We start from the raw sequence: 24824 nt of genomic DNA, 5'->3' as shown, positions 1-24824 counted from the left end.
GCGCCGGCCGACCCGCCCACGAACTCCCTGATCAACACGCGGGGACCGGGGTTACCTGGTTGACGCGCTCCCGGGGAGCCAGGTGACGATGGCGGGCTCGAGGATGAGCGCGACCAGGACCAGGCAGACGACCACGAGGAACGGGAGCACGCCCTTGAAGACGTCGGCCGCCTTCACCTCGCGGCCCTGGTTGACCTCGGGGCGCTGGGCGATCCGGTGTACGACGTTCGCCAGGATGCCGACCGGTGGGGTGACGATGCCCATCTCGGCCAGGATCACGATGAAGACGCCGAACCACACCATGTCGACGCCCATGGATTCCAGCGGCGCGTGCAGGATGGGGACGGTGAGCAGCATCATCGGCAGCGGCTCGATGAACGTGCCGAGCAGCATGTAGAACGCGATGAGCAGGATCAGAAACCAGACGCGGCTCAGGTTGAGGTCGATCAGTACATCGGTCAGCTGCCGGGTGACTCCGCTCATGGCGAGCACGCGGGTGAGCGCGACGGCGCCGATGATCATGAACACGATGCCGCCGACCGAAAGGCTCGACTCGGTCGCCGCGGTCTTCACCAGCGCGCCCATCTCGCGCGGCTTGAGCCGTTTCCGGCTCCACGGCTTCCAGCTGACCACGAGCGCCGCCACCACGCCGAAGGCGGCGGACTCGGTGGCGGTGAAGAAGCCGAAGTACATGCCGCCGATGACGACGAAGACGACCGCGCCGAGCGGCACGAGCATCCCGAGCGACCGCAGCCGGCTCCCCCAGGTGACGTCCGAGAGGTCGGGGCGGGGCGCGAGGCCGGGCTTCAGCGTCGCCCGTACGACGACCAGCAGCGCGTAGGCCAGAGCCAGCAGGAGGCCGGGGACGATGCCGGCCAGCAGCTGCGGGCCCACCGGCGTCTCGGCGATCCCGGCGTAGACCACGAGCAGGATGCTGGGCGGGATGATCTGCCCGAGCGTGCCGGCCATGGCGATCACGCCGGTCGCCAGCCGGACGTCGTAGCCGGCCCGGAACATCTGCGGCAGCGCCATCCGGCCCAGGGCGTACGCGGTGCCGATGGTGCTGCCGGTGCCCGCCGACAGGCCCGCGCCGGCGAGGTTGGAGGCGACGGCGAGGCCGCCGGGCACCTTCCCGAACCACTGCCGGGTCGCCTCGTACGCCGAGTCGGCGAGGCCGCCACGCCAGATCACCATGCCGAGGAAGATGAACAGCGGGACCACGCTGAGGCTCCACGACGCCACCGCGTCGAACGGCTGCGACGTCAGCGACGAGACGACGACCCGGGTGCCGCCCAGCGCGTAGAACCCGACCACCGAGGCCATGACCATCGCCAGCCCGATGGGTACGTTCACCGCCAGCAGCTGCAGCATGAGCACGAGCACCAGGACGCCGACGGTCGCCCGTTCCAGGTCGCCCCAGAGGATGATGCCGGCCACGACGAGGGTCGAGACCCAGATCGCGCCGTAGACGATCGCACCGGCCCGCTCGGACCGCCGGGGCGGCGCGCCGTCCGCAGCCGGCGGGGCCTCGTCGAGTACGAGGTCAGGCGCCTGGGTCTGGGATGTCATCGTGCCGCTCCAGTTCCTTCGCGTACCTGGTTCTGTTGAGGACGCGCTCGGCCGCGGTCGCCACCAGCGACAGCACGTAGAGGCTCATGCCGAGCGCGACCACGAGCTTGACCGGCCAGAGCACGAGCCAGCGGTTGACGCCGACCCGCTCGTCGAGCGCCCACGCCTCGTCGGCCGCGCGGAAGGCGAGCACCGCCATCCAGGCCATCAGGCCGGCCACGAGCAGGTCCGAGACGACCTCGACGACCCGGCGGGTGCGCGGGCCGGCGTGGTCGGCCATCAGCCCCACGTAGATGTGCTCGCCCTTGAGCTGGACCGCGCCGAGGGCGAGGAAGCAGACCACCGGCATCCAGAGGTATCCGACGAACGCGATGGTGTCCTCGAGGCCGTGCTCGAGAGCGTTGCGGGCCGCCACGTCGACGACGATGTGCAGGCCCATGAGGGCGATCCCGACGCCGCAGAGCGCCACGGCCGCCCGGTTGGCCAGCTCCACGACGCGGGTGAGGAGCAGCTTGTCGGGCGGCCGGCTCACGACGCCGGCGCGGCTACCCGGCATGGCTCGTGTACATCTTCACGTACGCCTCGTGCAGGCCGTCGAAGTCGACCTGGTCGATGGCGGTCCGGTAAGCCGCCTTCAGCTCGATGCCGGGCGGAGCGGCTCCCCCCTTGACCAGCCCCTGGGCGACCGGCAGGTACTCGGCGAGCTTGTCCAGGTACGCCTTCAGCACGCCCTCGGGGTCCGCGACGCCCGGTGGCGCCGACGTGGCCAGGTCGGCGACCGCGGCCTTCTGGTGGGCGGCGAGCTTGACGTTGATCTCGCGCGGGTCGGTGAACTCGATGCGCTTCTCCTCGGCGTCGTCGAGGAACCGGCCGAACCCGGTGAGGGTCTCCCGCAGGCGCTTGACCTCGTAGTCCGCCCAGGTCTCCAGGATGATCTTCTGCCCGGCCTCGGGCAGCTCGTCCCACTGGTCCTTGTTCATCATGAAGCTGATGAACGTGGTCGGGGAGAACTGGATCGGCACGAGGTACTTGCCCACCTCGGTCAGCCCGAACGTGGAGTAGATCTCGCCACCGTCCGCGGCGGTCACGCAGTCGACCACGCCGCGCTGCAGCGCCTCGAACATCTCGGTGCCCGGGATGACGACCGGCTCCATGCCGATCGCCTTCGCCTCCGAGGCGAACGGCTCGCCGGCGACCCGGATCCGCACGCCCTTGGCGTCGGCGAGCGTCTCGATCCTCTTGGTACAGATCGCGTTGCCGTAGCCACTGGTGTACGAGCGGAGGATGACGACGTTGTTGTCGGCGTACTCCCGCGTCAGCTCCTCGCTGCCCAGCGCGAAGTCGGAGCCGGCGAGCGGTCCCTGGATCGTGGTGAGCGGAAATCCCGGCTCCAGCGCCGGCGCCGCACGGGCCAACCAGGCGGTGACCGGCAGCTTCTCCTGGAAGAAAGCGGGCGTGACCTGGGAGATGGAGCCGACACCGTCGGAGACTCCGGTGAGGGTCTCGGTCGGCGCCAGCAGCGAGCTGGAGTAGAACTTCTCGAAGGTGATCTTCCCGCCGGACTTCTCGGTGACCGTGTCGAGGAACTCGTTCAGGGCGGTGGCCATCCCGCTGCCCGGGGCGACCGACTCGTTGAAGCTGAGGGTGACCGGCTTCATCGACTCCAGGCTCTGCTCCGAGCCGGAGCCCTCCGCGTCGGAGCCGCCGCACGCGGCGAGCGCCAGCGCGAGCACCGCCGAACCGGCGGCCGCTGCTGTCTTCCTATGTCTGGACATGGTGCCCCTTGTCTCAACGCTTCATGGGTACCGGATAGCCTAAATGGTCTTATAATTATGATCAACCATAATTTGAGTACGATCCGGTGGCCCCGCCTACGAGCGCAGGCGCGCCCCGGGCGTGAACGTCGCGGGCACGGACACCGGCCCCAGCACGGACGGCGCGATCGGGGAGCGCCGGTAGCGCACCGGGCCCGCCGGCCTGATGTCCGGCATCCGCCGCATGATCGCCTGGAAGATCAGGGTGAGCTCGAGGCGGGCGAGGTGTGAGCCGAGGCAGAAGTGCCGGCCGACGCCGAATGCCAGATGCGGGTTCGGTGAGCGGCGGATGTCGAAGACGTCCGGGTCGGCGAAGACCTCGGGGTCACGGTTGGCCGCGGTGTAGTACGAGACGACCTTCTGCCCCCGCCTGATCTTCTGACCGGCGACCTCGGTGTCCCTGGTCGCGGTGCGGCGCTGGTACACGATCGGGGTCGACCAGCGCAGGATCTCCTCGACCGCGCCGGAGATGAGGCCGGGGTCGTCGAGCAGCAGCCGGTGCTGCTCCGGAAACTCGAAGAACGCCGCCATGCCCGCGCCGACCACGTTGCGCGTGGTGTCGCTGCCCGCGGTGACCAGCAGTAGGAAATCCATCGAGAACTGGGTCAAGTCCATCGGGATGTCGCCGACGCTGGCGTACGCGAGCCGGCCGAGCAGGCCGTCGCCGGGCGCGGCCCGCCGCTGCTGCCACGCGGTCGAGGCGTGCCGGAACATGACCTGGACCGCGGCGAGCCCCGGCCCCTCCTCCTTGCTCCCGCCGCGGGTGAGGACGTCCGCAGCCTCGCAGAGCTCGATGGCCTCCGGGCGGGACAGGCCCAGCAGGTCGGCGGTCACGTACGAGGCGAGCTTCTGCCCGAGGTCGGGGGTGACGTCGCAGGCGCCGGACTCGACGACGTCGTCGACGATCTCGTCCACGACGACCTGGAGCTGCTCACGCATGCTCCGTACGGGGATCGGGTTGAGCTCCACCCCCAGCGTCCTGCGGTGGGCGGTGTGGTGCGGCGGGTCGGACATGATCAGGTGCTTGGCCGTCCCGGTGTCCGACATCGAGACCGTGTCGACGATGACGGTGGAGGGCTCGGACGAGAACGTCTCCGAGTCCGCCTCCACCGCCTTCACGTCCCGGTGCCGGGTCAGCGCCCAGAAACCCGGGCCGCCGTCCGGCTCCTCGTGCCAGTGGACGGGATCGTTCTCGCGCAGCCACCGCAGCTGGTCGTACGGCACGCCGTCCAGGTAGAGGGCGGGGTCGAGAAGGTTGGGGCTGGTCGTGATCATGTTTCTCCTCGGTGGTCACGTCGATCACGGCAGGACGACCCCGCGCAGGTTCCGGCCGGCGTGCATGTCGGCGTATCCCTGGTTGATCTCGTCCAGTGGGTACGTCCGGGAGATGAGCTCGTCGAGCTGGAGCTTGCCGCGCCGGTAGAGCCCGAGCAGCAGCGGAATGTCCCGGTGCATGTTCGTGCCGCCGTACACGTTGCCCCGGATGGTCTGCTGCGACAGGGTGAAGTCGACCAGCGAGAGGTTGACCGTGGTGGCCGCGGCGGGCGACACGGCGGTGATGATGCCGCGGCCGTTGAGGCCGAGCGTCGACATCATGTCGCCGAGGATGTCGCTGTCGGCGACCCCGACCGAGAGGATCGCGACGTCGGCCATGTGGCCGCCGGTCAGCTCGGCCAGCACCTCCCGCGCGCGGGCCAGGTCGGCGACCGCGTGGGTGGCGCCGAACCGCACGGCCTGCTCGCGTTTGAACTCGCTGGGGTCGACCGCGACGATGATGTCCGCTCCCGCGTTCCGGGCCCCCTGCAGCGAGTTGACGCCGACGCCACCGCAGCCGACGACGACCACGGTCTCGCCCCGGCGCACGTCCGCGAGGTACACGGCGGCGCCCCAGCCGGTCGTGACGGCGCAGCCCAGCAGCGCCGCGACCGCGAACGGCACGTCCTTGTCGATGACGATCACGCTGTCCTCGGGTACGACCGTCCGCTCGCTGAACGTGCCGAGCCCGCCCATCGCCCAGACGGTCTCCCCCGCCCTGCTGAACGGGCTCGCCGCCGGCTCGCCACCGACCCGGCGCCGGGCGATCGCGCAGAGGTTGGAGAGGCCGCCGGCGCAGTACCGGCAGTGCCCGCAGGGTGAGTTGAACGCCAGCACGACGTGGTCGCCGACGCTCGCCCTGGTGACCCCGGGCCCGATCGCCTCGACGACCCCCGCGCCCTCGTGGCCTCCGACGAGCGGCAGGGGCGGGCGGCTGTCGCCGGTGACCGCGTGGTCGTCGGAGTGGCACAGGCCGGTCGCCCGGATCCTGACCAGCACCTGGCCCGGTCCGGGCTCGGCCAGGTCGAGCTCCTCGACCGCCCAGCGTTGCCCGACGTGCCACAGCGTGGCCGACCTGGTCTTCACTATGTCAGCGCCTCACAGTTGTGCCTAATTAGTGCTGCTATCGTGTTCGTATCAACGTAGGGATGACCCAGGTCACGTGTCAAGGACGAGGAGCTGGCGATCCGGCCGGCACGCCAGGACCGCGGCGGGTTCCGGCCCGGCAGGGCTCACTCCCGCGCTGGCCGTTCCCGAACCCGGCCGCTATCGTGTTCCTAGCTTGTTATACTCATGGTCGGCAGGAGGAACCGTTGCCCGAGCCCGAGTTCGAGTGCACCCTCCTGGTGGCCCGGCGCACCGCGGTGGCCCGCGACGTGGTCCTCCTCGACCTGGTCGCCGCCGACGGCTCCGCGCTTCCGGCGTGGGCGCCGGGGGCGCACGTCGACCTGCTGTTGGGGCCGGACCTGGTCCGCCAGTACTCGCTCTGCGGCGATCCGGCCGACCGGGCACGCTGGCAGGTGGCGGTGCTCCGCGAGCCCGACGGGCGCGGCGGCTCCGCCTTCGTCCACGACCGGCTGGCCGAGGGCGACTCCGTCGCGGTCCGCGGCCCGCGCAACCACTTCGCCTTCGCACCGGGGCGGGCCGTCGTGTTCATCGCCGGCGGTGTCGGCATCACGCCACTGGTACCCATGGTCGCCGCCGCGGGCGCGGGCGGCGTCGACTGGCACCTCTACTACGGAGGCCGGTCGCGGGACACGATGGCCTTCGCCGGCGACCTCGCCGCCGCACACGGCGACCGGGTCACGATCCATCCCCAGGACGAGTTCGGGCTGCTGGACCTCGACGCCGCGATCGGCACGCCCCGCGCCGGCACCAGCGTCTACTGCTGCGGGCCCGAACCGCTGCTACGCGCCGTGGAGGCGCGCTGCGCCTCCTGGCCGGCCGGCTCGCTGCACGTCGAGCGCTTCGCGCCCCGCCCGGTGGACGCGCCCGCCCGCGCCGGGTCGTTCGAGGTGGAGCTGACGGTCACGGGCACGACCGTGGTCGTACCGCCCGACCGGTCCATCCTCGACGTCCTGGAAGAGGCCGGGGCGCCGGTGTACTCGTCCTGCCAGGAGGGGACCTGCGGGACCTGCGAGACCGTGGTCGTCGAAGGCATCCCGGACCACCGCGACTCCGTGCTGTCGGACGAGGAACGGGCCGCCAACGAGACCATGATGATCTGCGTCTCGCGGTCGGTCGGCCCCCGCCTGGTCCTCGAACTCTGACCTGGTCGAGGAAGCGCCATGGGCTATCTGGTTCGGAACGCCCGCGGCGCTGCTGCCGGCCGTTCATTCGCCCGGCTCCCATCGGGCCGGCCGCTTCTCCCGGAACGCCGCGGTGCCCTCCACCCAGTCGGCGGAACCCCGCAGGTCGGCGACCGCCGTCCCGGTGGCCCGCCATCCGGCCTCCTCGGCCGCGGCCTCGACCGCCCGGCGCGCGCCGAGCACCTGCGCGACCGCGCTCGGCGCGGAGCGGCAGATCTCGATGGCGAGGTCAACCGCGCCGGCGAGGGCGCCGCCGGGGCCGGTCAGCCGGTTCACGAGCCCGACCCGGTGTGCCCGGGTCGCGTCGAGCTGGCCGCCGGTGAGCAGCAGCTCCAGCGCGAGGTTGCGCGGCAGGCGGTGGGGCGCGCGAAACAGCCCGCCCGCGTTGGCCACGCGGCCGCGCCGCGCCTCGGGCAGGGAGAACGTCGCACGGGTGGAGGCTACGACGAGATCGCAGGCCAGGACGAGCTCGAAGCCGCCGCCGAGCGCCGGGCCGTCGACCGCCGCGACGAGCGGCTTGCGCCGTACCCGCCGGGCCAGGCCGTAGGGGCCGCCGTCCGGGGTCGGGTCGCCGGGCCCGCCGAGCAGGTCACTGCCCGCGCAGAACGCCGGGCCGTTGGCGGCGAGGATCCCGACCCGCAGGGCAGGCTCGCTTTCGAGGCGGGCGAAGGCGGCGTCGAGGCCGCGGGTCATCGCCTCGTCGACCGCGTTCCGCTTCTCCGGGCGGTCGAGGACGACCAGGAGTACCGGCCCCTGCCGCTCGACCAGCACCCGCGAGCGCGTGTCAGCTTCCATCGTCGTCACCCCGTGAACGTGAGCCAGAGCAGGACGGCGTTGAGCCCGATCACCAGTGCGGCCGCGACGGAAGCCGCCACCGTCGTCGCCGGGCTGTTGCGGTGCTCGCCCATCACCGAGCGGCTCGCGGTCAGGACGACCAGCGGGACGAGCGCGAACGGGATGCCGAGCGAGAGGGCGACCTGCGAGAGCACGAGGCTCCGGGTCGGATCGGCGCCCGCGCCCAAGAGGAGCAGAGCCGGCGCCAGCGTCACCAGCCGTCGGACCAGCACGGGGACGCGGATACCCAGCAGCCCGTTCATGATCTCCGCTCCGGCGGCACTGCCGACCGATGTCGATCCCAGGCCCGAGCTGAGGAGCCCGACCGCGAACAGCAGCGCGATGCCGGCCCCGAGTTCGGAGGTGACCACCGCGTGTACGCCCTCCAGCTTGTCGGTGCCGGGGTGTCCGGTCAGGCTGGCCGCCGCGACGAGCAGCAGGCAGAGGTTGAGGAGCCCGGCGACGACCAGCGCGGCGACGACGTCCGTACGGGTCACGGCCAGCAACTGCCGTACGGTCCGCCCCTCCCCGCGGGCGTCGAGGCGCCGGGCGGTCAGGCCGGAGTGTAGGTAGATCACGTGTGGCATGACGGTCGCCCCGATGATGCCCGACGCCAGCAGCACGCTCTCCGGGCCGTCGAAGCCGGGAACCAGGCCGGCCGCGAGCGCCCCGGCCTCGGGCGGGGCGGCGACCAGGCCGGCCGCGAAGCCGACGGCGATCAGCGCGAGGAAGCCGATGACGAGGCGTTCGAGGGCGCTCTGCCCAAACATGTCGCCGATCCTGAGCACCGCCATCGCGACCGCCGCGGTGATGACCGCGCCCACGACCAGCGGCAGGTCGAACAGCATGCGCAGCGCGATCGCGCCGCCCACCACCTCGGCCAGGTCGGTGGCGATGGCCACCGCCTCGGCCTGCAGCCAGTAGCCGACCCGGATCCGCGCCGGCAACCGCCGGCCGAGGTGCTCGGCGAGGGAGCGCTCGGTGACGATGCCGAGCTTCGCCGACAGGTACTGCACCAGCACCGCCATGGCGTTGGCCAGCACCACGACCCAGACCAGGGCGTAGCCGAACCGGGCGCCGGCGGTCACGTTGGTGGCGACGTTGCCGGGGTCCACGTACGCCATCGCGGCGACGAACGCGGGGCCGAGCAGCGCCAGCCACCGGGCCGCCGGCGGGCGCCGGACCGCCATCCGCCCCTGTGCCGTCGCCATCCGCGACGGCTCAGCCGAGCCGCTCGTCGAACTGCAGGATCGTGCCGTCCGGGTCCTTGACGAACATCGCCCGCATCCTCGTCCGCGCGTCCTCGCCGTACCCGACGCCGGTGGTGTCGGTCACCGAGACCACCTCGACACCGGCGGCCCGCAGCCTCTCCGCGCGCGCGGCGACGTCGTCGGCCCAGAAGCCCACGTGGTGGATGCCGACCTGCCCGAGCCCGATCGGACGGCTGTCGTCCGGCGCGTCGGGCTGCGAGAGGGCGATGAAGACGCTCTCCACGTCGCCTGGATCGCCGAAGCGGAGGAAGACCTCGCGGCGGCGGGTCGTCGGCGGGACGGGGTGGTAGAGGCCCGTGTCGGAGGGGGGTTCGTTCACCGCGTCGCGGATGACGGTCAGGCCGAGCAGATCGCGGTAGAACACCAGTGAGCGTTCGAGGTCCGTGACGCCGATGGCGATGTGGGAGGCGGCTCTCATACCGGCCCGCTCGCAACTACCATGATTGCAAGCGTACTATTAACACGACTTCGACACCACTAGGGCTCAGCGGAGGTCGACATCGATGCCAGGTAACAGGTACGCGCGTAACGCGATCCAACGGTGGGCGCACCACACCGGACACCGCCTTTCCGACCTGCTGTACCCGCTGATGCGCCACACCCTGCCGTACCGGCCCAAGATGTGGTGGATCCCGACGCTTCCCGTCGCGCTGCACCGCCGGCGCAGGTCGCCGGCGCGGCCCTGGACCCAGCCGGTCGGCCCGCCGCCCGAGGAGCTCAGGACCGTACCGGGGATAAAGCTGGACCCGGTCGCGCAGCAGAAGGCGATGGAGGAGGCGCCGCTGCACGACTTCATCCGCCTCAACCCCGAGATGCGCGGCGTGCACAGCCCGACCGGCCGGATGTGGGTCTCGCTGCTGTCGACGTCGCCCCGCGTGCAGCGGGCCGCCCGCCGGCGGGCCTTCTTCGCCCGCACCGCCAAGCCGGCGAAGAAGGAGGCCGCCGCGGACCCCGCCGCGCTGACCGCGGCCCTGCGCGCCGAGGCGGCCCGGCTCGGGCTGAGCGCGATCGGCGTCACCCACTACGACAAGAAGTACAACTTCGCCGAGTACTACGGGCTCAACGTCGGCGACACGATCATCGTCGGGATCCTGGAACAGAACTACGACTCCACCCAGACGGCGCCGAGCATCCGCGCGGAGAAGGCGGCGCTCACCACGTACGCCGAGCTCGAGGACCGCATGCGCCTGCTGGCCACCTGGATCCACGCGCAAGGCTACAAGGCGCGCCCCGAGGGGTTCGTCGGCGAGTCGATGAACATCCCGTACGCGGTGCAGGCCGGCCTCGGCCAGCTCGGCCTCAACGGCCAGCTCCTCTCGCCGCACGCCGGCTCGCGGGCCCGGCTGCACGTGATGTCGACCGACGCGCCGTTCGTGCACGACGAGCCGGTCGACTACGGGATCGAGGGCATCTGCGACAACTGCCAGATCTGCGTGCGGCGCTGCCCGCCGGGGGCCATCCCCGCCGCCCGCAAGGACAGCCGCGGGGTGATGAAAGCGAAGCTGAACACCAAGCGGTGCCTGCCCGTCATGGGCAAGACCGCCGGCTGCTCGGTGTGCATGAAGGTCTGCCCGGTCCAGCGGTTCGGGCTGCCCGCCGTACTGGCCGAGTTCGAGGCGACCGGGCGCATCCTCGGCAAGGGCACCGACGACCTCGAAGGGTACGACTGGCCCGTCGACGGCAAGCACTACGGGCCCGGCGAGAAGCCGAGGATCGGCCCGGAGCTGATCGAGACGCCCGGCTTCGACTTCGACCCCAACCGCACCGAGCCTCCCTCGGACACCAAGAAGGACCTTTCCTCGGACGAACGGCTCGGCGCACTCGGCTACTGATCCCTTGCCAGGACGATGCACACGATGGAGAGGATGGTCCGGTGACGATGGACGACCGGGAGCGACTCGCGCTGCTCACCGCGCCCGGCGGCGGCTTCCCGCTCGTGCGGCGTTCCGTCGGCGGTGTGGCGCTCGAGGTGTTCGACCGCGACCCGCGGACGCTGCGCGAGGCGTTCCTCGCGACCCGCCGCCACGCAGACCGCGAGGCGATCGTCTACCGCGACGACCGGTACACGTACGCCGACCAGTGGTCGATCGTCGTCACGCTGGCACACCGGCTCCGCGACAAGCTCGGGGTCGTCAAGGGCGACCGGGTCGCCATCGCCATGCGCAACTACCCGGAGTTCGCCTTCACCTTCTGGGCGGCCCAGCTCCTCGGGGCGGTCGCGGTGCCGCTGAACGCCTGGCTCAAGGCGGCCGAGATGACCGACCTGATCCGCGAGACGGCGCCGAAGGCGCTCTTCGCCGACCGGGAACGGGTCGAGCAGCTGCGCGGTGTCGACGGGGTCGGCGCGCTCGTCGGGGTGCGCTGCACCGAGGCACCCCTCGACTACACCGACCTGCTCGACCTCGACCACCCCCTGGACACGCCGCCGGCCTGCGACGTCGACCCGGACGACGTCGCGACCATCCTCTACACCTCGGGCACGACCGGCCGCCCCAAGGGCGCCCCCGGCACCCACCTCAACCACGCCGCCTCGCTGCTCAACAAGCTGATCCGCGCCGTGTCGCCGCCGGACCGCCCGGGCGGGAAGCCGCTGCCGCCCGCGCCGTCGGTGAAGCTGCTGACGTTCCCCTTCTTCCACATCGCCGGCATCAACAACCTCTACTCCAACGCGTACTCCGGCCACCGCACCGTGCTGATGTACAAGTGGGACGCGCCCGAGGCGCTGCGGCTGGTCGAGGCGGAGCGGGTCGGCGAGATGTCCGGCCCGCCGTTCGTCGTGCAGACGTTCCTGGCCGCGGCCGCGACGTCGGAGCGTGACCTGTCGAGCCTGCGCAGCCTCGGCATGGGTGGCGCGCCGGCGCCGAAGGCGCTCATCCAGGAGATCCACGAGATCTTCGGCGGGCGGGTGAGCCCGCGCACCGGCTACGGCCTGACCGAGACCACGTCCGGGGTCTTCGCGATCTCCGGCGCCGACTTCGTGGCCCACCCGGACAGCGTCGGCCGGCCGCTGCCCACCGTCGAGGTACGCATCGAGGACGGCACCGGACACGCCGTGCCGGCCGGCGCGGAGGGCGAGGTGGCGCTGCGCGGACCGCAGGTGGTGGCCGGCTACTACCGGACGGCCAGCGAGGACAACTTCCTCGACGGCTGGTTCCGCACCGGCGACCTGGGCCGGCTGGACGCCGACGGCTACCTCTACCTCGTCGGGCGGCTCAAGGACGTGGTCATCCGCGGCGGCGAAAACATCAACTGCGCCGAGGTCGAGGCCTGCCTGGCCACCCATCCCGACGTCGTCGAAGCGGTCGTCTTCGGGCTCCCCCACCCGACGCTCGGCGAGGAGCTCGGCGCCATCGTCCGGCTGCGGACCGGCAGCACGACCGACGCGGCGTCGCTGCGCGCCTACGCCGCCGAGCGGCTCGCGGCGTTCAAGGTGCCGGCAAAACTGGCGATCTCACCGATCCCCATCCCCCGCACGCCCAGCGGAAAGATCATCAAACGCCACGTCGCGGCCGCGCTGGACTTCGACCGGCTCCTCACCGACACCGTCTAGGCCGCGCTCCGTGCTTGGTTGCGCGCTCCGCGGCCAGTTGCGCTCCGCTGTTAGTTGCGCTCCGCGGTCAGTTGCGCTCCGCGGTCAGTTGACAGAGATTTTGAGCTACCGCGACGCCCGTCGTGGTCCGGACCGTTGCTCCCGCGGCCTCACCCCACGCGTTCGGTCGCGCTCATCCCTGCCTCCTCCGCCCGCGTGCCCACAGGATGGACGGTGCCGGGTCATTGATCGACGCTCGGCGCCCCGTTCCGTGCGTGCGGCCGGGCGGGCGGCAGCGTCCTGTCGCGCGATCCCACTCCCGCGGGTCGGCTCAAGGCCCGGGACGCGGGTGCGCGGAGCCGGGGTGGTGACCTCGACAGCGAGCCCGTCCCACCAGATCGTGGTACGGATCCGCCCGCCTGAGGGCACCTATGTACCACGATCTCGACGGCCGCCCGCAGCGATCGCGTCGCTCCCGGCGGCCTCACCACGACCCGAGCCCCAGCGGCCTCCGCCGGCTCGGGGCTACCCGCCGGCGCGGCGGGCGGCCGCAGACCAGCGCCCTGGGTCGGGTCCCCTCGCGCTGTCCACGGCGGGCCGCCACAGACCGGGGCGGCCCACGGGTTGCCCTCACGCGGCCACAGCGGGCGCCACAGACCGCGCCCCACGGGCTCTCGCGCGGAGCTCTCGAGCTGCCCCGCCTGTGCGCCCGGGCGGGCCGGCCACGCGACGGGGCCAGGGTCTGCGGACCACGTCGTCGGCCAGACCGGCCCGGACGGACGGGAGTACTTGGGCGCACAGGCGGGGCAGCTCGAGAGCCTCTTCGCACCGACCGCCCCGCCCGCCGAAGCGCCGCACGCCCCGGTCTCGCCGTCACCACTCTCCATGCGTGGTCATGGCGGATCCAGGCCGCCCAGTATTATTGTGTTCTAATGGTGTTTAAAGGAATGACCGATGCGGAGTCCGGGCGGCTGCGGCGGCTGCTCGACCGCCAGGAGATCCTCGACTGCGTCTACCGGTGCTGCCGCGGCGTCGACCGGCTCGACCGTGATCTGCTGCTCTCCGCGTACCATCCTGGCGCGATCGACGACCACGGCATCTTCCGCGGCACGGTCGAGGAGTTCGCCGACTGGGCGTTCGCCGGGCACCGGGCCAACCATCGTGGCCACCACCACTACGTCATGAACCACACCTGCGACCTCGACGGCGACGTGGCGCACACCGAGACGTACTACATCTTCGTCGGGCAGAACCGGGCCGGCACGCCGGTGACGCTGCACGGCGGTCGCTACCTCGACCGGTTCGAGCGGCGTGCCGGGCGGTGGGCGATCGCCTACCGGGTCTCGCTGCTCGAGTGGGTCGGCGGGGTCGCCGAGCCGGATCTGCCGCCGGTCGAGCGCCGTCCCGGCGGTGTGGTCGCGCGGGACCGCACCGACTCCTCCTACGCCCGGCCGCTCGGACCGTTCGAGGACTGACGCGCAGCCGTCACCGGCGGGTCGACACGACGGTGGTCTTCACCTGGGTGTAGTGGTACAGCGACTCGAAGCCCTTCTCCCGGCCGAGGCCGCTGGCCTTGTATCCGCCGAATGGCGTCTCGATGCCGGTCCGGCCGCCGTTGACGATCACCTGGCCGGCTTCCAGGCGCGACGCCACGCGCAGGGCCCGGGCCGAGTCGCTGGTCCACACGCTGGCGACGAGGCCGTACTCGGAGTCGTTGGCGAGCGCCACGGCCTCGTCCTCGTCGGCGAACGACGACACCGCGAGCACCGGCCCGAAGATCTCCTCCTGGAAGATCCGCATGCCGGGCGTGACGTCCGCGTAGACGGTCGGCTGGACGTAGCGGCCCGCGGCGAGGTCGCCCCCGGGTGTGCCGCCGCCGGTCACCAGCCGGGCGCCGTCCCGCTGGGCGATCTCGAAGTAGGCCAGCACCTTCTCGTACTGCGCCTCGGTCGTCATCGGCGCCAGCTGTGGACCGGGTACGAGTCCGGCCATCTCCTTGCCGACCCGCGCGACGAAGCTGTCGTAGACGCTGGACTGGACGATCAGCCGGGACAGGGCCGAGCACTGCTGGCCGGCGCCGACGCAGACGCTCAGCGCGCTCGCGCGGGCGGCGTCCAGGTCGGCGTCTTCGAAGACCAGGTTGGGTGACTTGCCGCCGAGCTCAAGGATCGCCGGTACGAGCCGGTCGGCCGCGGCCCGCGCGATGCTCCGTCCGGTCGTCACGGAGCCGGTGAAGGCGACCAGCCGGATGTCGGGGTGGCCGACGAGTGCCGCCCCGGCGCCGGGGCCGTCCCCCAGCACGACGTTGACGACCCCCGGCGGGAAGCCCACCTCCGAGGCGAGGCGGGCCAGCATGAGCGTCGTGCCGGGGGTGAACTCCGAAGGCTTGATCACCACCGTGTTGCCGGCGGCGACCGCGGCGGCGATCCCCCGCGACGCCTGGCTCAGCGGACCGTTCCACGGCGTGATCATGCCGACCGGCCCGAAGGGCTCCCGGGTGGTGAACGCGTGGTCGTCGGGGCCGAGCGCGATCGTCTCGCCGAACAGGGCGCGGACGACCCCGCCGTAGTACTCGAAGTAGTCGGCGCTCATGCCGAGCAGGCCGCGCATCTCGGCGGCGAGCTTGCCGGTCTCGGCGACCTCGGCGTCGACGAAGGCGTCGGCCCGCTCGCGCATCTGGCGCGACAGCTCGACCAGCAGCCGGCCGCGGTCGGCCGGGGACCACTGGCGCCAGCCGGCGAACGCCGCTTTGGCGGACTCCACCGCCGCCGCCACGACGTCCGCACCGGCCAGCGGTACGGCGGCCAGGGCCGACCTGTCGAAGGGGCCGTACACGGTCAGGGGCGTGCCGCCGCTACGCGGCTCCCCGTGCACCCAATGATGTAACTCTCTCATCGACCCGCCCAACAAGTAATGGACTTCCACTATTATGAACACTATACGGCGGTGCCGCGGCCGAGGTAGGACGGCAAGCCGCCCCCGCTCTGAGAGGGAGCCTTCCCATGTTGGACGCCGTCGTGGTCGGCGCGGGCATCAGCGGTATCTACCAGCTCTACCGGCTGCGGCAGGCGGGCCTCTCCGTCCAGCTCTGCGAGGCCGGCGACGGCGTCGGCGGCACCTGGTTCTGGAACCGGTACCCGGGTGCCCGCTTCGACTCGGAGAGCTACACGTACGGCTACTTCTTCTCCCGCGAGCTGCTCGACGAGTGGAGCTGGAGCGAGGAGTTCGCCGGCCAGCCCGAGACCGAGCGCTACCTCAACCACGTCGTCGACCGGTTCGACCTGCGCCGCGACATCCGCCTCGGCGCCCGGGTCAGCGCCGCGGTGTACGACGACGCGGCCGCCGCCTGGACGGTGACCGTCGAGAACGGCGAGCGGCTGCGGGCGCGGTTCCTCGTCACCGCCGTGGGGCCGCTGTCGGAGCCGTACGTGCCGGCGATCCCCGGGCTGGCCGGCTTCGCCGGCGTCTGGCACCACACCGCCCGCTGGCCGCGCGAACCGGTGGACCTGCGCGGCAAGCGGGTCGCGGTGATCGGCACCGGCTCCAGCGGCGTACAGGTGATCCCGCACATCGCGGCCGAGGCCGCTGAGCTGGTCGTGTTCCAGCGGACCGCGAACTGGTGCACGCCCATCAACAACCGGCCGATCACGCCGGAGCGGATGCGGGAGATCCGCCGCACGGCGCGGACCATCCACCGCACGTGCCAGGAGACGCCGGGCGGGTTCGTGCACCGGCCGCTCTCGGTCTCGGCGCTGGAGGTCGGCGAGGAGGAGCGCCGCGAGCGGTTCCAGCGGCTGTACGACGCTCCGGGCCTGACGATGGTCCTGGCGAACTACCGGGACATCACCACCGACCGGGCGGCCAACGCCGCGGTCACCGACTTCCTGCGCGGCAAGATCCGGGAACGGGTCAAGGATCCGGAGGTGGCGGAGCGGCTCATCCCGACCGACCACACGTTCGGGATGAAGCGGCCGCCGCTGGAGGACGGCTTCTACGAAGTGTTCGCGCAGGAGCACGTGTCGCTGGTGTCGCTGGCCGAGGAGCCGATCCTGCGGTTCACGCCGGCGGGCATCCAGACCGCGGCCCGGCACTACGAGATCGACGTCGCCGTCCTCGCCACCGGATTCGACGCCGTCACCGGGGCGATCCGGCGCATCGACATCCGCGGGCGGGACGGGGTCCGCCTCGACCGCCACTGGGAGGCCGGCCCGCGTACGCATCTGGGGCTGCAGAGTGCCGGGTTCCCCAACCTGTTCTTCGTCGGCGGGCCGCAGAGCACCACCGGCAACATCCCGCGCGCCACCGAGATCCAGGTGGACTGGGTCATGGACTGCCTGCGCCACATGGCGGACCACGGCCACCGGTACGTGGAAACCACCCCGGCGGCCGAGGAAGCGTGGCTGGCGCACGTGGAATCGACGGTGCGCGGCACGGTCCTGGAGGACGCGACCTCGTGGGCGTTCGGCTCGAACGTGCCGGGCAAGCCCCGGGTGTACCAGCTGTACGCCGGCGGCATCCCGCAGTACCGCGCCCGGTGCGCGGAGGCGGTCGAGGCGGGCTACACCGGCTTCGTCTTCGGCTGAGGGAGCCGAGGGCCTACCGGCGCGCACCGGTAGGCCCTCGGAGACAGCCGGCTGTCAGTGGTCCTCGGGCCAGCGCAGCCGCTTGTAGACCGGGTCGTCGCGGTCCCGGGTCCCGGCGAAGTGGCCGGCCGACGCGGTCGTGACGTGGGTGGCCGGGTGCGTACCCCGGTAGTCCATGACCACCCGCCGGTAGGTGACCAGCCACTGCCCGTCCACCCGCTGGCAGTAGTCGAGGTAGCGGCCGAACGAATGGGCCAGCGACGAGTCGTCGGTCTGCATGTAGAAGTCGAAGTACGTCTCGCCGAACGCCTCGTCGCCCTCGACGTCCCAGATGGACTGGCCGAGCAGGTGGTAGAGGAACGGCGAGGCGTTGGTGAAGTCGGAGTTGCAGATGAACTCGGCGAACTCGACCCCGCTGCCCCGGAAGCGACCGTGGTCGTCGAAGGACTTCTCGGTGTAGCAGGCGATGATCGCCTCCCGGTCGGTCCGGTCGACCGCCCGGGAGAGCCGCGCGACGAGCTCGTTGAGGGCGATCTTGTCGGCGACCGTTTCGGTCGTGGTCATGGGGTACCGCCTTCCGTCGTCAGATGATGCCGTCCCACGCACCGTGCCGCCCCGGGTACGGGTCCCGGACGACCGTGCTTTCGATGTCGAACCGCTGGACCAGCCGGTCGCGCCCGTACGCGGGCCAGTCGACCGTGCCGGACACGAAGGCCACCCAGGCGCCGTGCATCTCGTCGGCGAGCGGCTGCGGCGGGGCGTCGCCGCGCAGCCGGGCTCCCCACGGGTCGGCGAGGGTGTCGAAGACGAACGGCACCTCCAGGGTGTGGCAGGCGCCCAGCCGGCCGCCGAAGGTGGGCGGGTCCCACGCGAACTCGTAGGCGTACGACGCGGCGCCGGCCTTCTCGCGCGCCTCGACGGCCCGGACGATCGGCACGCCGGCGAACCAGTCGCTCTGGATCGCCATGAACAGGTCGGCGTGGTCGGCGGAGGGCATCAGGTCGCGGTAGGTGGCGATCATCTCGCGTGGGTCCACGCCCAGCCGGCCGACGAGGGCCTCGAGCATGGGCTCGTCCAGGGCGTCGGCGAGGCCGGTAGGGATCGTGAAGAGGCCGTACTCGTTGGCGTTGGTGCCGACCAGCAGGGCGGCGTCGGCACCGGCTCCGTCGGCGTACGCCTCGACCGGGTGCCGGGGCAGCACGTCGCCGTCGACGACCGGCTGTACGACGAGCCGGTTGAGCGCCCGCCACTTCGGGTCCCGGCCCGCCTGCACGGCGCCGATGACCTCGTTGAGCGTGCGGTGGAGCAGGTCGCCGGGCACGGCACCGAGCGCCTCCGGGCTCTCCGCGACGCCCAGGTCGGCGCAGAGCTGGGCGGTGACCCGCGCGGCCTGGTCCGGCGTGTGCACGTGGTGCCCGTCGCCGCTCTGGGAGATCGCCCGGTGGAAGAGCCCGCGCGCCCCGGGCGTCGCCAGCAGCGTCAGGACGCTCATCCCGCCGGCCGACTCGCCGGCGATCGTCACCCGGGCCGGGTCGCCGCCGAACGCGGCGATGTTGTCGCGGACCCACTTCAGCGCCGCGACCTGGTCGAGCAGGCCGCGGTTGGCGACGGTGCCGGCGATCTGGAGGAACCCCTCGACGGCCAGCCGGTAGTTGATCACCACGGCCACCACGCCGTCGCGGGCGAACGCGCTGCCGTCGAACGCGGTCACCGCGCCGGTGCCGGTGACGAAGCCGCCGCCGTGGATCCAGACGAACACCGGCAGGCTCGCGCCGGTGTCCGGCGTCCAGACGCTGAGGTTGAGGCCGTTCTCGCCGGGGATCGTCGGGTCCGGCACGAGCTCGGCCATGACCGCCGAGCGCTGCGGCGGCCCGGACACCGTCGGCCCGTACCGGCTCGCGTCGACGACGCCGGCGACGGGCGGGGGCGGCTGCGGCGGTGCGAAGCGCAGGTCACCGACCGGCGCCGCCGCGTACGGCACGCCCTTGAAGCTGAGGACACCGTCGCTCGCGCGGCCGCGGTACGTCCCCTGCGGGAGGGTCACCTCGATGCCCACAATTTCTCCATCATTAGAGGATCGCTTCATCATTGCTGCCTGGCCCGGGTTAGGCAAGCCCTTCGCGTGTTCAGACCACCAGTGCCCGGCGCGCTCACCCCCGGCTGGGCCGGTGCTGCGTCACGACGCCATCCGCGATCAGCCTCTCGATCTCCCGCGCCGCCAGGCCGAAGCGGGCCAGCACGTCCCGGGTGTCGGCGCCGGCCGGGCGGGGCGGCGTGCGGATCGTCCCGGGCGTCCGGCCGAGCTTGACCGGGATGCCGAGCACCCGCCGGCCGTCCACGGTCTGGACCATCCGGCGCCGGTGCACCTCGGGGTCGCCGAGCACCTCGTCGAGAGGGCGAACCAGGCTGGCCGGTATCCCCTTGGCGATCATCGTCCGGGCGGCGTCGGCGTCGTACTCCATCCGCGCCACCAGGTCGGCGAGGATCGCGGTGAGCTCCGCCCGGTGCGCCAGCCGGGCGGCGTTGGTGCGAAACCGTTCGTCCCGCGCGACCTCGGGCGCGCCGAGATACTCGCAGAGGATCGCGAACTGCCGGTCGGTGCCCGCCGCCACGTAGATCTCCCCCATCGGCGAGGTGAACGTGTCGCAGGGCGCGATGTTCGGATGCGCGCTGCCGAGCCGTTCCGGACGTTCGCCGGTGCGGAAGTAGTTGGCCGCGGCCGGGTGCAGGAGGCTGAGCGCGCCGTCGAGCAGGCTGAGGTCGACGAGCTGACCGCGTCCCGAGCGCGTGCGTTCCTGGAGCGCCAGCAGGACGCCGCTGAACGCCAGCATGCCGGTCGTGAGGTCGGTGATCGGCATCGGTATCCGCAGGGGTCGGCTCCCCGGCTCGCCGTTCATGTGCATGATGCCGGAGTACGCCTGGATGACCGCGTCGTAGCCGGGGAGCCCGCCCATCGGTCCGTCGGCCCCGAAGGCGCTGATCCGGCAGTAGACCAGGCGCGGAAACCGGGCCAGGAGCGTCTCGGCGCCGATGCCCCAGCGTTCCATCGTGCCGGTTTTGAAGTTCTCCACCAGGACGTCGGCGTTCTCCAGCATCCGCAACACCAGCGTGCGGCCGGCCGCGGTGGAGAGGTCGACGGTGACGTGGCGCTTGTTGCGGTTGAGGCCCGCGTAGTAGGCGCTCACGCCGTCGCCGTACGACTCCGCCCACTCCCGGGTGCCGTCGCCCTCCGGCGGCTCGACCTTGACCACCTCGGCGCCGTGGTCGCCGAGCATCTGGGTGCAGTACGGTCCGGCCAGGATCCGGGACAGGTCGACGACGAGCAGGCCCTCCAGCGCCCCGCCCACGTCACGCCGCCGTGGGCAGCGGGGCGAACACCGGCACCACGCCGTGCTCGCCGACCTCCTCGAACCGGGCCCGCACCGGGCTGCCCACGGCCGGTTCGCCGACCAGCCGGGTGAGCAGCCGGACGCCGCAGGCGAGCTCGACCAGGGCCACGTTGTAGGGGACCGCGCCCTTGAGCGCGGCCGAGTAGGCGCGGTGGTAGACCGCGTAGCTCCACACGGTCCCGACCGGCTCGACCGGCTTCCACTCGTACTCGCGCCCCAGGCACTCCGGGCAGACGCCGGCCGCCGGCCACCGGACGTAGCCGCAGCCGGCGCAGTGCTGGAAGACCAGGCGGCCGGCCCGCGCCTGCGCCCAGAACGTGGTGTCGTCCGCCGTCGTCATCACCGCTCCCGGCTCAGGATCGTGCTGGCCGCCTTCATGAAGCCGAACGTCGAGCAGTACTGGGCGGCGCGCAGGCCGGGCAGCTGCCGCGCGCCGGCCTCGCCGCGGAGCTGGCGCACGGCCTCGACCAGGTGCAGGAAGCCCCACATGTACGCCTCGGAAAGCTGCCCGCCGTTGGTGTTCAGCGGCAGCCGCCCGCCGTAGCCGACCTCGCCCTTGGCGAACGCCTCCCCCACCCCGCCGGGCTCGACGAACCCGTACAGCTCCAGCATCTGCATGACCCACACGCTGGTGGGGTCCTGGATGTAGAGCGCGTCGATCGCGTCCCGCCCGATGCCGGCCCCCGCGTAGACCCGGTCGGCGACCTGCCGGATCCAGGGGCGCAGCCACTGGTCGGCGTTCTGCCGGTCGCGCAGTCCGGTCTGCTGGGCGATGCCCATGACGTGCACCGGGCGGTCGGTCAGCTCCGCCGCCCGGTCGGCGCTCGCCACCACCAGGCAGGCGCCGCCGTCGGAGATCATGCACAGGTCCGCGCGGCGCAGCGGGGCCACCAGGTAGGGCTGGGCCAGGTAGTCGTCGAGGCTCAGCGGCTCCCGGAAGACGGCCAGCGGGTTCTGCTCGGCGTACCGCCGCTGGGAGACGGCGATCCGGCCGAGGTCGGCCTCCGTGGTGCCGTAGAGGTGCTGGTGCCGCCGGAACGCCATCGCGGCCGGGCCGGCGACGTTGAGGAAGCCGTATACCGAGGCCTCGTCCTGCCGGCCCAGCGGGTGCGAGAACCGGTTGCCGTCGCTGCGCTGCGTGGTGCCGTACACGATCGCCACCGTGCTGGCCAGGCCGGCGTCGATGGCCGCGCAGGCCAGGTGCAGCGAGAAGTTGCAGGTGCCGTAGTCGAGCGTGGCGCTGTAGGCGGGGTTGAGCCCGGCCAGCCGGCCGATCTCGGTGTCGATGCCGAAGCCACCGTACGACTTGCAGGTGATCAGACCGTCCACAGCGGACTTGGCGATGCCGGCGCCGGCGAGGGTGACCCGCAGCGCCTCGACGGCCAGCTCGTCCGCGGAGATCCCCGGCACGGTGCCCTGTGCCGTGTTGCCCACCGCCACGATCGCCGAACGGCCGCGGATCGCCCCGGGCAATGAGCCACCCATCTCAGATCGCACCCTCCGCCCGCAACGCATCGACCTCGTCGGACGAGAGGCCGAGCAGCCGGCCGTACACCTCGTGGTTGTGCTCGCCGTAGGTCGGTGCCGCGCGGTCGACGAGCCCGCCGGCGTGCTGCGGGGTGCCGCTCAGCTTGACCGACGGGGCGGCCACCGGCCACCGGCCGAACTCGGTGGCGTCGAGTTCGGTGAGCCAGTCGAGCGCGGCCAGCTGCGGGTCGCGCTCCACCCGGTCCTGCGCCGTCTGCGCGACACCGGCCGCGACACCGGCCGCCTGCAGCCTCTCCATCAGCGAGAACGGCTCTTCGGTGACGGTCCACGACTCGACCAGCTTGTCCAGCGCGGCCCGGTTCGCCTGCCGCGCGTCGAGCGTGCGGAACTCCTCCTGCTCGATCCACTCCGGGTGCCCGGCCTCCTTCGCCAGGGCCACCCACTCCTCCTCGGTGGCGCAGGTGACCGCGATCCAGCGGTCCTCGCCACGGCACCGGTAGATGCCCTCGGGGGCCGCGGTGGCGTACGGCGAGCGGTTGCCGGCCCGCTGCCACACCCGGCCGTTGATCTGGTGGTCGAGCAGCGGCACCGCGGTCATGAACAGGCCGACCTCGGTCTGCGAGGCGTCGATCGCCTGCCCTTCCCCGGTCCGCTGGTGGTGGTAGACCGCGCTCAGGATGGCCAGCGCGAAGCTGTACGCGCCGAACCAGTCCAGGTACGAGTAGCCCCAGCCGGCCGGTGGGAACGGTTCGGGCAGGCCGCTCATCTCCGAGGTGCCGGCGAAGGCCGCGGCGATCGGCCCGATGGTGCGAAACCGCCCGTACACGCCGCGCGAGCCCATCCCGGACTGCTTGGCGTAGATGATGTCCGGCTTGACCGCCCGCAACACGTCGTATCCGAGGCCCCAGCTCTCCATGACGCCGGGCGAGAAGCCCTCGGCCACGACCGTGCTCCGGGCGACCAGCCGCTTGGCGATCGCCAGCCCCTCCGGGTGCCGGACGTTCAGCGAGATGGCCCGCTTGCCGGGGTTCTTGTTGTTGTACTGGGCACCCACCGGGCCGCCGAGGTCGGCCGGCCAGCGGGAGGGCACCGGACCGGTCGCGCGTTCCCGGGCGGCGCGGCCACCCACCGGGGCGCCGCCGCGCCGCGGGTCGAGGTTCTTGTGCCATTCCACCTTGATCACCTCTGCGCCCAGCGAGGCGAGGAACCGGGTCGCGCCGGCCGAGGCGAGCATCCAGGTGAAGTCCAGGATCCGTACGCCCTGCAGCGCGAACGGCTTGCCGTGCACGGAAACCTGCTCGGGCGTCGCCGGGCCGGGGCGGGGCGCCGTACGGGGACGGACGGCGAGCACCTCCGCGCGGTCCTCGTCCAGCCGGGGCGCGCGGCGGCCGGGGACCCAGCCCGGCCCGGTGGAGATCCACTTGCTGGCCGGGTAGCGCACCGCCCGCCCCAGCTCCGGGTGGTCGACCTCGGCGTACGTGCCGCGCTGGAGCCAGTGCTCGTCGCGCGCGCTCTCGTGCGGCTTGCGCACCGGTACCCACATGAGGCCGGCCTCCTGCGCCTGCCGCCACGGCAGCTCGTCGAAGAGGTAGCGCCGCACGGTGTGCTCGACGGCGTCCATGTTGCGCGCCGCTCCCCCCTCCATCCCGGGCAGCACGCGGGAGTCCTTGCTCTGCTCGTCGCTGCCGTCGCTGATGTCGCCGCCCAGGCCGTACTCGTCCAGGAACGGCTTGAGCAGGTTGGCGTTGCGGGTGGTGGTGAGCATCCACCGGCCGTCCTTGGTGGCGAAGATGGAGCGGTGCCGGGACACGGCCGGGGCCGAGTGCCGGCAGGTCTGGCGCAGGAACGGGGTGCGCAGGCAGACCCACGACATCAGGTCGCCCTCGGTGTTCTTGGCGACCGCCTCGTGGATGGCGCAGGACAGGTACTGGCCCTTGCCGGTGCGGTCCCGGCTGACGAGAGCGGCGATGATCGTGAACGCCATCTGCTCGCCGGCGATGGCGTACGCGTGGCCGAGCTGCGGGGCGACCGGTGGCAGGTCGTAGCGGCCGGACGGGTCCGGGTCGTAGCCGTTGTTCATGACGACCCCGCCGAGCGCGAGGTGCACCAGGTCGGAGGCCTTCCAGTCGCGGTACGGCCCGGTGTCGCCGAACGGCGTGATCCGCGCGTAGACCAGGTGTGGGTGCCGGGCGCGCAGCTGGTCCGGGCCGAGCCCCCGGTCGGTGAGGTAGCCGGCCGGTCCCGCGTCCAGCACGACGTCGGCGCCGGCCGCGAGCGTGGCGAAGTCGGCTGCCCCCGCGTCGTCGTCCAGGTCGAGGACGACCGACCGCTTGCCCCGGTTGTAGGCCCAGAAGTGCAGCGATCGGTCCGGGTCGCCGCCGTCGCCGGCGTACGGGCCGAACCTGCGGGTCTCGCTGCCGCCGGGCGGTTCGACCTTGACCACCTCGGCGCCGAGGCCGGCCAGCACGAGCCCGCAGTACTCGCCCTTCTGGTCGCCGAACTCGATGACGCGGACGCCGGTCAGGCTTCCGGGAATGCTCTCGGTCAACTGGATCTCCGCGGGTGCTAGGGGTGGTCGGGCCAGTCCAGCCAGGTCGCGAGCGCTCCGCCGAGCACCAGCCGCCGCTCGCCGTCGTCGAGCCGGGGTAGGTGTGCGGTGAATACGTCGACGAGCTCGCGGTAGGAGCAGGGCAGGCGGGAGAGGTCGGAACCCCAGAAGAGGCG

The 24824-nt window shown here is 72.1% G+C and carries 20 protein-coding genes; 5 read left to right on the top strand and 15 right to left on the bottom strand.

The genetic code is table 11. The features are described from left to right. Window positions 1-51: 51 nt before the first annotated feature. The 5 genes from RB614_RS05075 to RB614_RS05055 form a co-directional block, all read right to left on the bottom strand. On the bottom strand, window positions 52-1569 hold the full coding sequence (locus RB614_RS05075) for a TRAP transporter large permease (RefSeq protein ID WP_308711170.1): 1518 nt from the start codon (window positions 1567-1569) through the stop codon (window positions 52-54). Beyond that, entirely contained in the window at window positions 1544-2125 is a 582-nt protein-coding gene (locus tag RB614_RS05070; RefSeq protein ID WP_308711169.1) for a TRAP transporter small permease, read from the bottom strand. The genes RB614_RS05075 and RB614_RS05070 overlap by 26 nt, the downstream gene beginning before the upstream one ends. After that, window positions 2115-3344: a TRAP transporter substrate-binding protein DctP gene (gene dctP / locus RB614_RS05065; RefSeq protein ID WP_308711168.1), complete on the bottom strand. Its 1230-nt coding sequence runs from the start codon at window positions 3342-3344 to the stop codon at window positions 2115-2117. The genes RB614_RS05070 and dctP overlap by 11 nt, the downstream gene beginning before the upstream one ends. A gap of 96 nt (window positions 3345-3440) precedes the next feature. Then, window positions 3441-4658, bottom strand: a complete 1218-nt coding sequence (locus RB614_RS05060) for a cytochrome P450 (RefSeq protein ID WP_308711167.1) — start codon at window positions 4656-4658, stop codon at window positions 3441-3443. A gap of 24 nt (window positions 4659-4682) precedes the next feature. Further along, the gene (locus tag RB614_RS05055) at window positions 4683-5783 is read right to left on the bottom strand and encodes an NDMA-dependent alcohol dehydrogenase (protein WP_308711166.1); all 1101 of its coding nucleotides are present in this window, start codon (window positions 5781-5783) and stop codon (window positions 4683-4685) included. Window positions 5784-6010: 227 nt separating this feature from the next. Here RB614_RS05055 and RB614_RS05050 point away from each other — a divergent pair, with 227 nt between their 5' ends. Next, on the top strand, window positions 6011-6967 hold the full coding sequence (locus tag RB614_RS05050; RefSeq protein ID WP_308711165.1) for a PDR/VanB family oxidoreductase: 957 nt from the start codon (window positions 6011-6013) through the stop codon (window positions 6965-6967). 63 nt (window positions 6968-7030) lie between these two features. Here RB614_RS05050 and RB614_RS05045 read toward each other — a convergent pair whose 3' ends face one another. The 3 genes from RB614_RS05045 to RB614_RS05035 are packed head-to-tail and all read right to left on the bottom strand — an operon-like array spanning window position 7031 to window position 9529. Next, on the bottom strand, window positions 7031-7801 hold the full coding sequence (locus RB614_RS05045) for an enoyl-CoA hydratase-related protein (RefSeq protein WP_308711164.1): 771 nt from the start codon (window positions 7799-7801) through the stop codon (window positions 7031-7033). Between the two features lie 5 nt (window positions 7802-7806). Next, on the bottom strand, window positions 7807-9051 hold the full coding sequence (locus tag RB614_RS05040; protein ID WP_308711163.1) for an Nramp family divalent metal transporter: 1245 nt from the start codon (window positions 9049-9051) through the stop codon (window positions 7807-7809). A 10-nt stretch (window positions 9052-9061) separates the two neighbouring features. After that, window positions 9062-9529, bottom strand: a complete 468-nt coding sequence (locus RB614_RS05035) for a VOC family protein (RefSeq protein ID WP_308711162.1) — start codon at window positions 9527-9529, stop codon at window positions 9062-9064. A gap of 85 nt (window positions 9530-9614) precedes the next feature. Here RB614_RS05035 and RB614_RS05030 point away from each other — a divergent pair, with 85 nt between their 5' ends. The 3 genes from RB614_RS05030 to RB614_RS05020 all read left to right on the top strand — a co-directional run bounded on the left by RB614_RS05030 (window position 9615) and on the right by RB614_RS05020 (window position 14115). After that, complete coding sequence (locus RB614_RS05030; protein WP_308711161.1) at window positions 9615-10943, top strand: 4Fe-4S dicluster domain-containing protein; 1329 nt, start codon at window positions 9615-9617, stop codon at window positions 10941-10943. Window positions 10944-10990: 47 nt separating this feature from the next. Beyond that, entirely contained in the window at window positions 10991-12661 is a 1671-nt protein-coding gene (locus RB614_RS05025) for a class I adenylate-forming enzyme family protein (RefSeq protein ID WP_308711406.1), read from the top strand. A 926-nt stretch (window positions 12662-13587) separates the two neighbouring features. Then, entirely contained in the window at window positions 13588-14115 is a 528-nt protein-coding gene (locus RB614_RS05020) for a nuclear transport factor 2 family protein (RefSeq protein WP_308711160.1), read from the top strand. Between the two features lie 10 nt (window positions 14116-14125). Here RB614_RS05020 and RB614_RS05015 read toward each other — a convergent pair whose 3' ends face one another. Continuing rightward, window positions 14126-15535, bottom strand: coding sequence for an aldehyde dehydrogenase family protein (locus RB614_RS05015; protein ID WP_308711159.1), 1410 nt, complete (start codon window positions 15533-15535; stop codon window positions 14126-14128). A 107-nt stretch (window positions 15536-15642) separates the two neighbouring features. Here RB614_RS05015 and RB614_RS05010 point away from each other — a divergent pair, with 107 nt between their 5' ends. Next, window positions 15643-17223 (top strand): flavin-containing monooxygenase, encoded by a 1581-nt coding sequence (locus tag RB614_RS05010; protein WP_308711158.1) that lies wholly within the window; start codon window positions 15643-15645, stop codon window positions 17221-17223. 54 nt (window positions 17224-17277) lie between these two features. Here the strand turns inward: RB614_RS05010 and RB614_RS05005 are convergent, their stop codons facing one another. The 6 genes from RB614_RS05005 to RB614_RS04980 form a co-directional block, all read right to left on the bottom strand. Next, complete coding sequence (locus tag RB614_RS05005; protein WP_308711157.1) at window positions 17278-17787, bottom strand: nuclear transport factor 2 family protein; 510 nt, start codon at window positions 17785-17787, stop codon at window positions 17278-17280. Between the two features lie 19 nt (window positions 17788-17806). Next, on the bottom strand, window positions 17807-19279 hold the full coding sequence (locus RB614_RS05000) for a carboxylesterase/lipase family protein (protein ID WP_308711156.1): 1473 nt from the start codon (window positions 19277-19279) through the stop codon (window positions 17807-17809). A 94-nt stretch (window positions 19280-19373) separates the two neighbouring features. Then, entirely contained in the window at window positions 19374-20570 is a 1197-nt protein-coding gene (locus tag RB614_RS04995; protein ID WP_308711155.1) for a CaiB/BaiF CoA transferase family protein, read from the bottom strand. A gap of 1 nt (window position 20571) precedes the next feature. Beyond that, on the bottom strand, window positions 20572-20952 hold the full coding sequence (locus tag RB614_RS04990) for a Zn-ribbon domain-containing OB-fold protein (protein WP_308711154.1): 381 nt from the start codon (window positions 20950-20952) through the stop codon (window positions 20572-20574). Beyond that, entirely contained in the window at window positions 20952-22097 is a 1146-nt protein-coding gene (locus RB614_RS04985; RefSeq protein ID WP_308711153.1) for a thiolase family protein, read from the bottom strand. Before RB614_RS04985 ends, RB614_RS04990 begins: the two co-directional genes overlap by 1 nt. A gap of 1 nt (window position 22098) precedes the next feature. Next, complete coding sequence (locus RB614_RS04980) at window positions 22099-24648, bottom strand: CaiB/BaiF CoA-transferase family protein (RefSeq protein WP_308711152.1); 2550 nt, start codon at window positions 24646-24648, stop codon at window positions 22099-22101. Between the last annotated feature and the right edge of the window lie 176 nt (window positions 24649-24824).

Origin of the sequence: Phytohabitans maris (assembly GCF_031085175.1) — a bacterium.
In the GTDB taxonomy this organism is placed as follows: Bacteria; Actinomycetota; Actinomycetes; order Mycobacteriales; family Micromonosporaceae; genus Phytohabitans; species Phytohabitans maris.
Note: the sequence above shows the minus strand (reverse complement) of the source record. Positions and strands in the feature narration are given on the sequence as shown.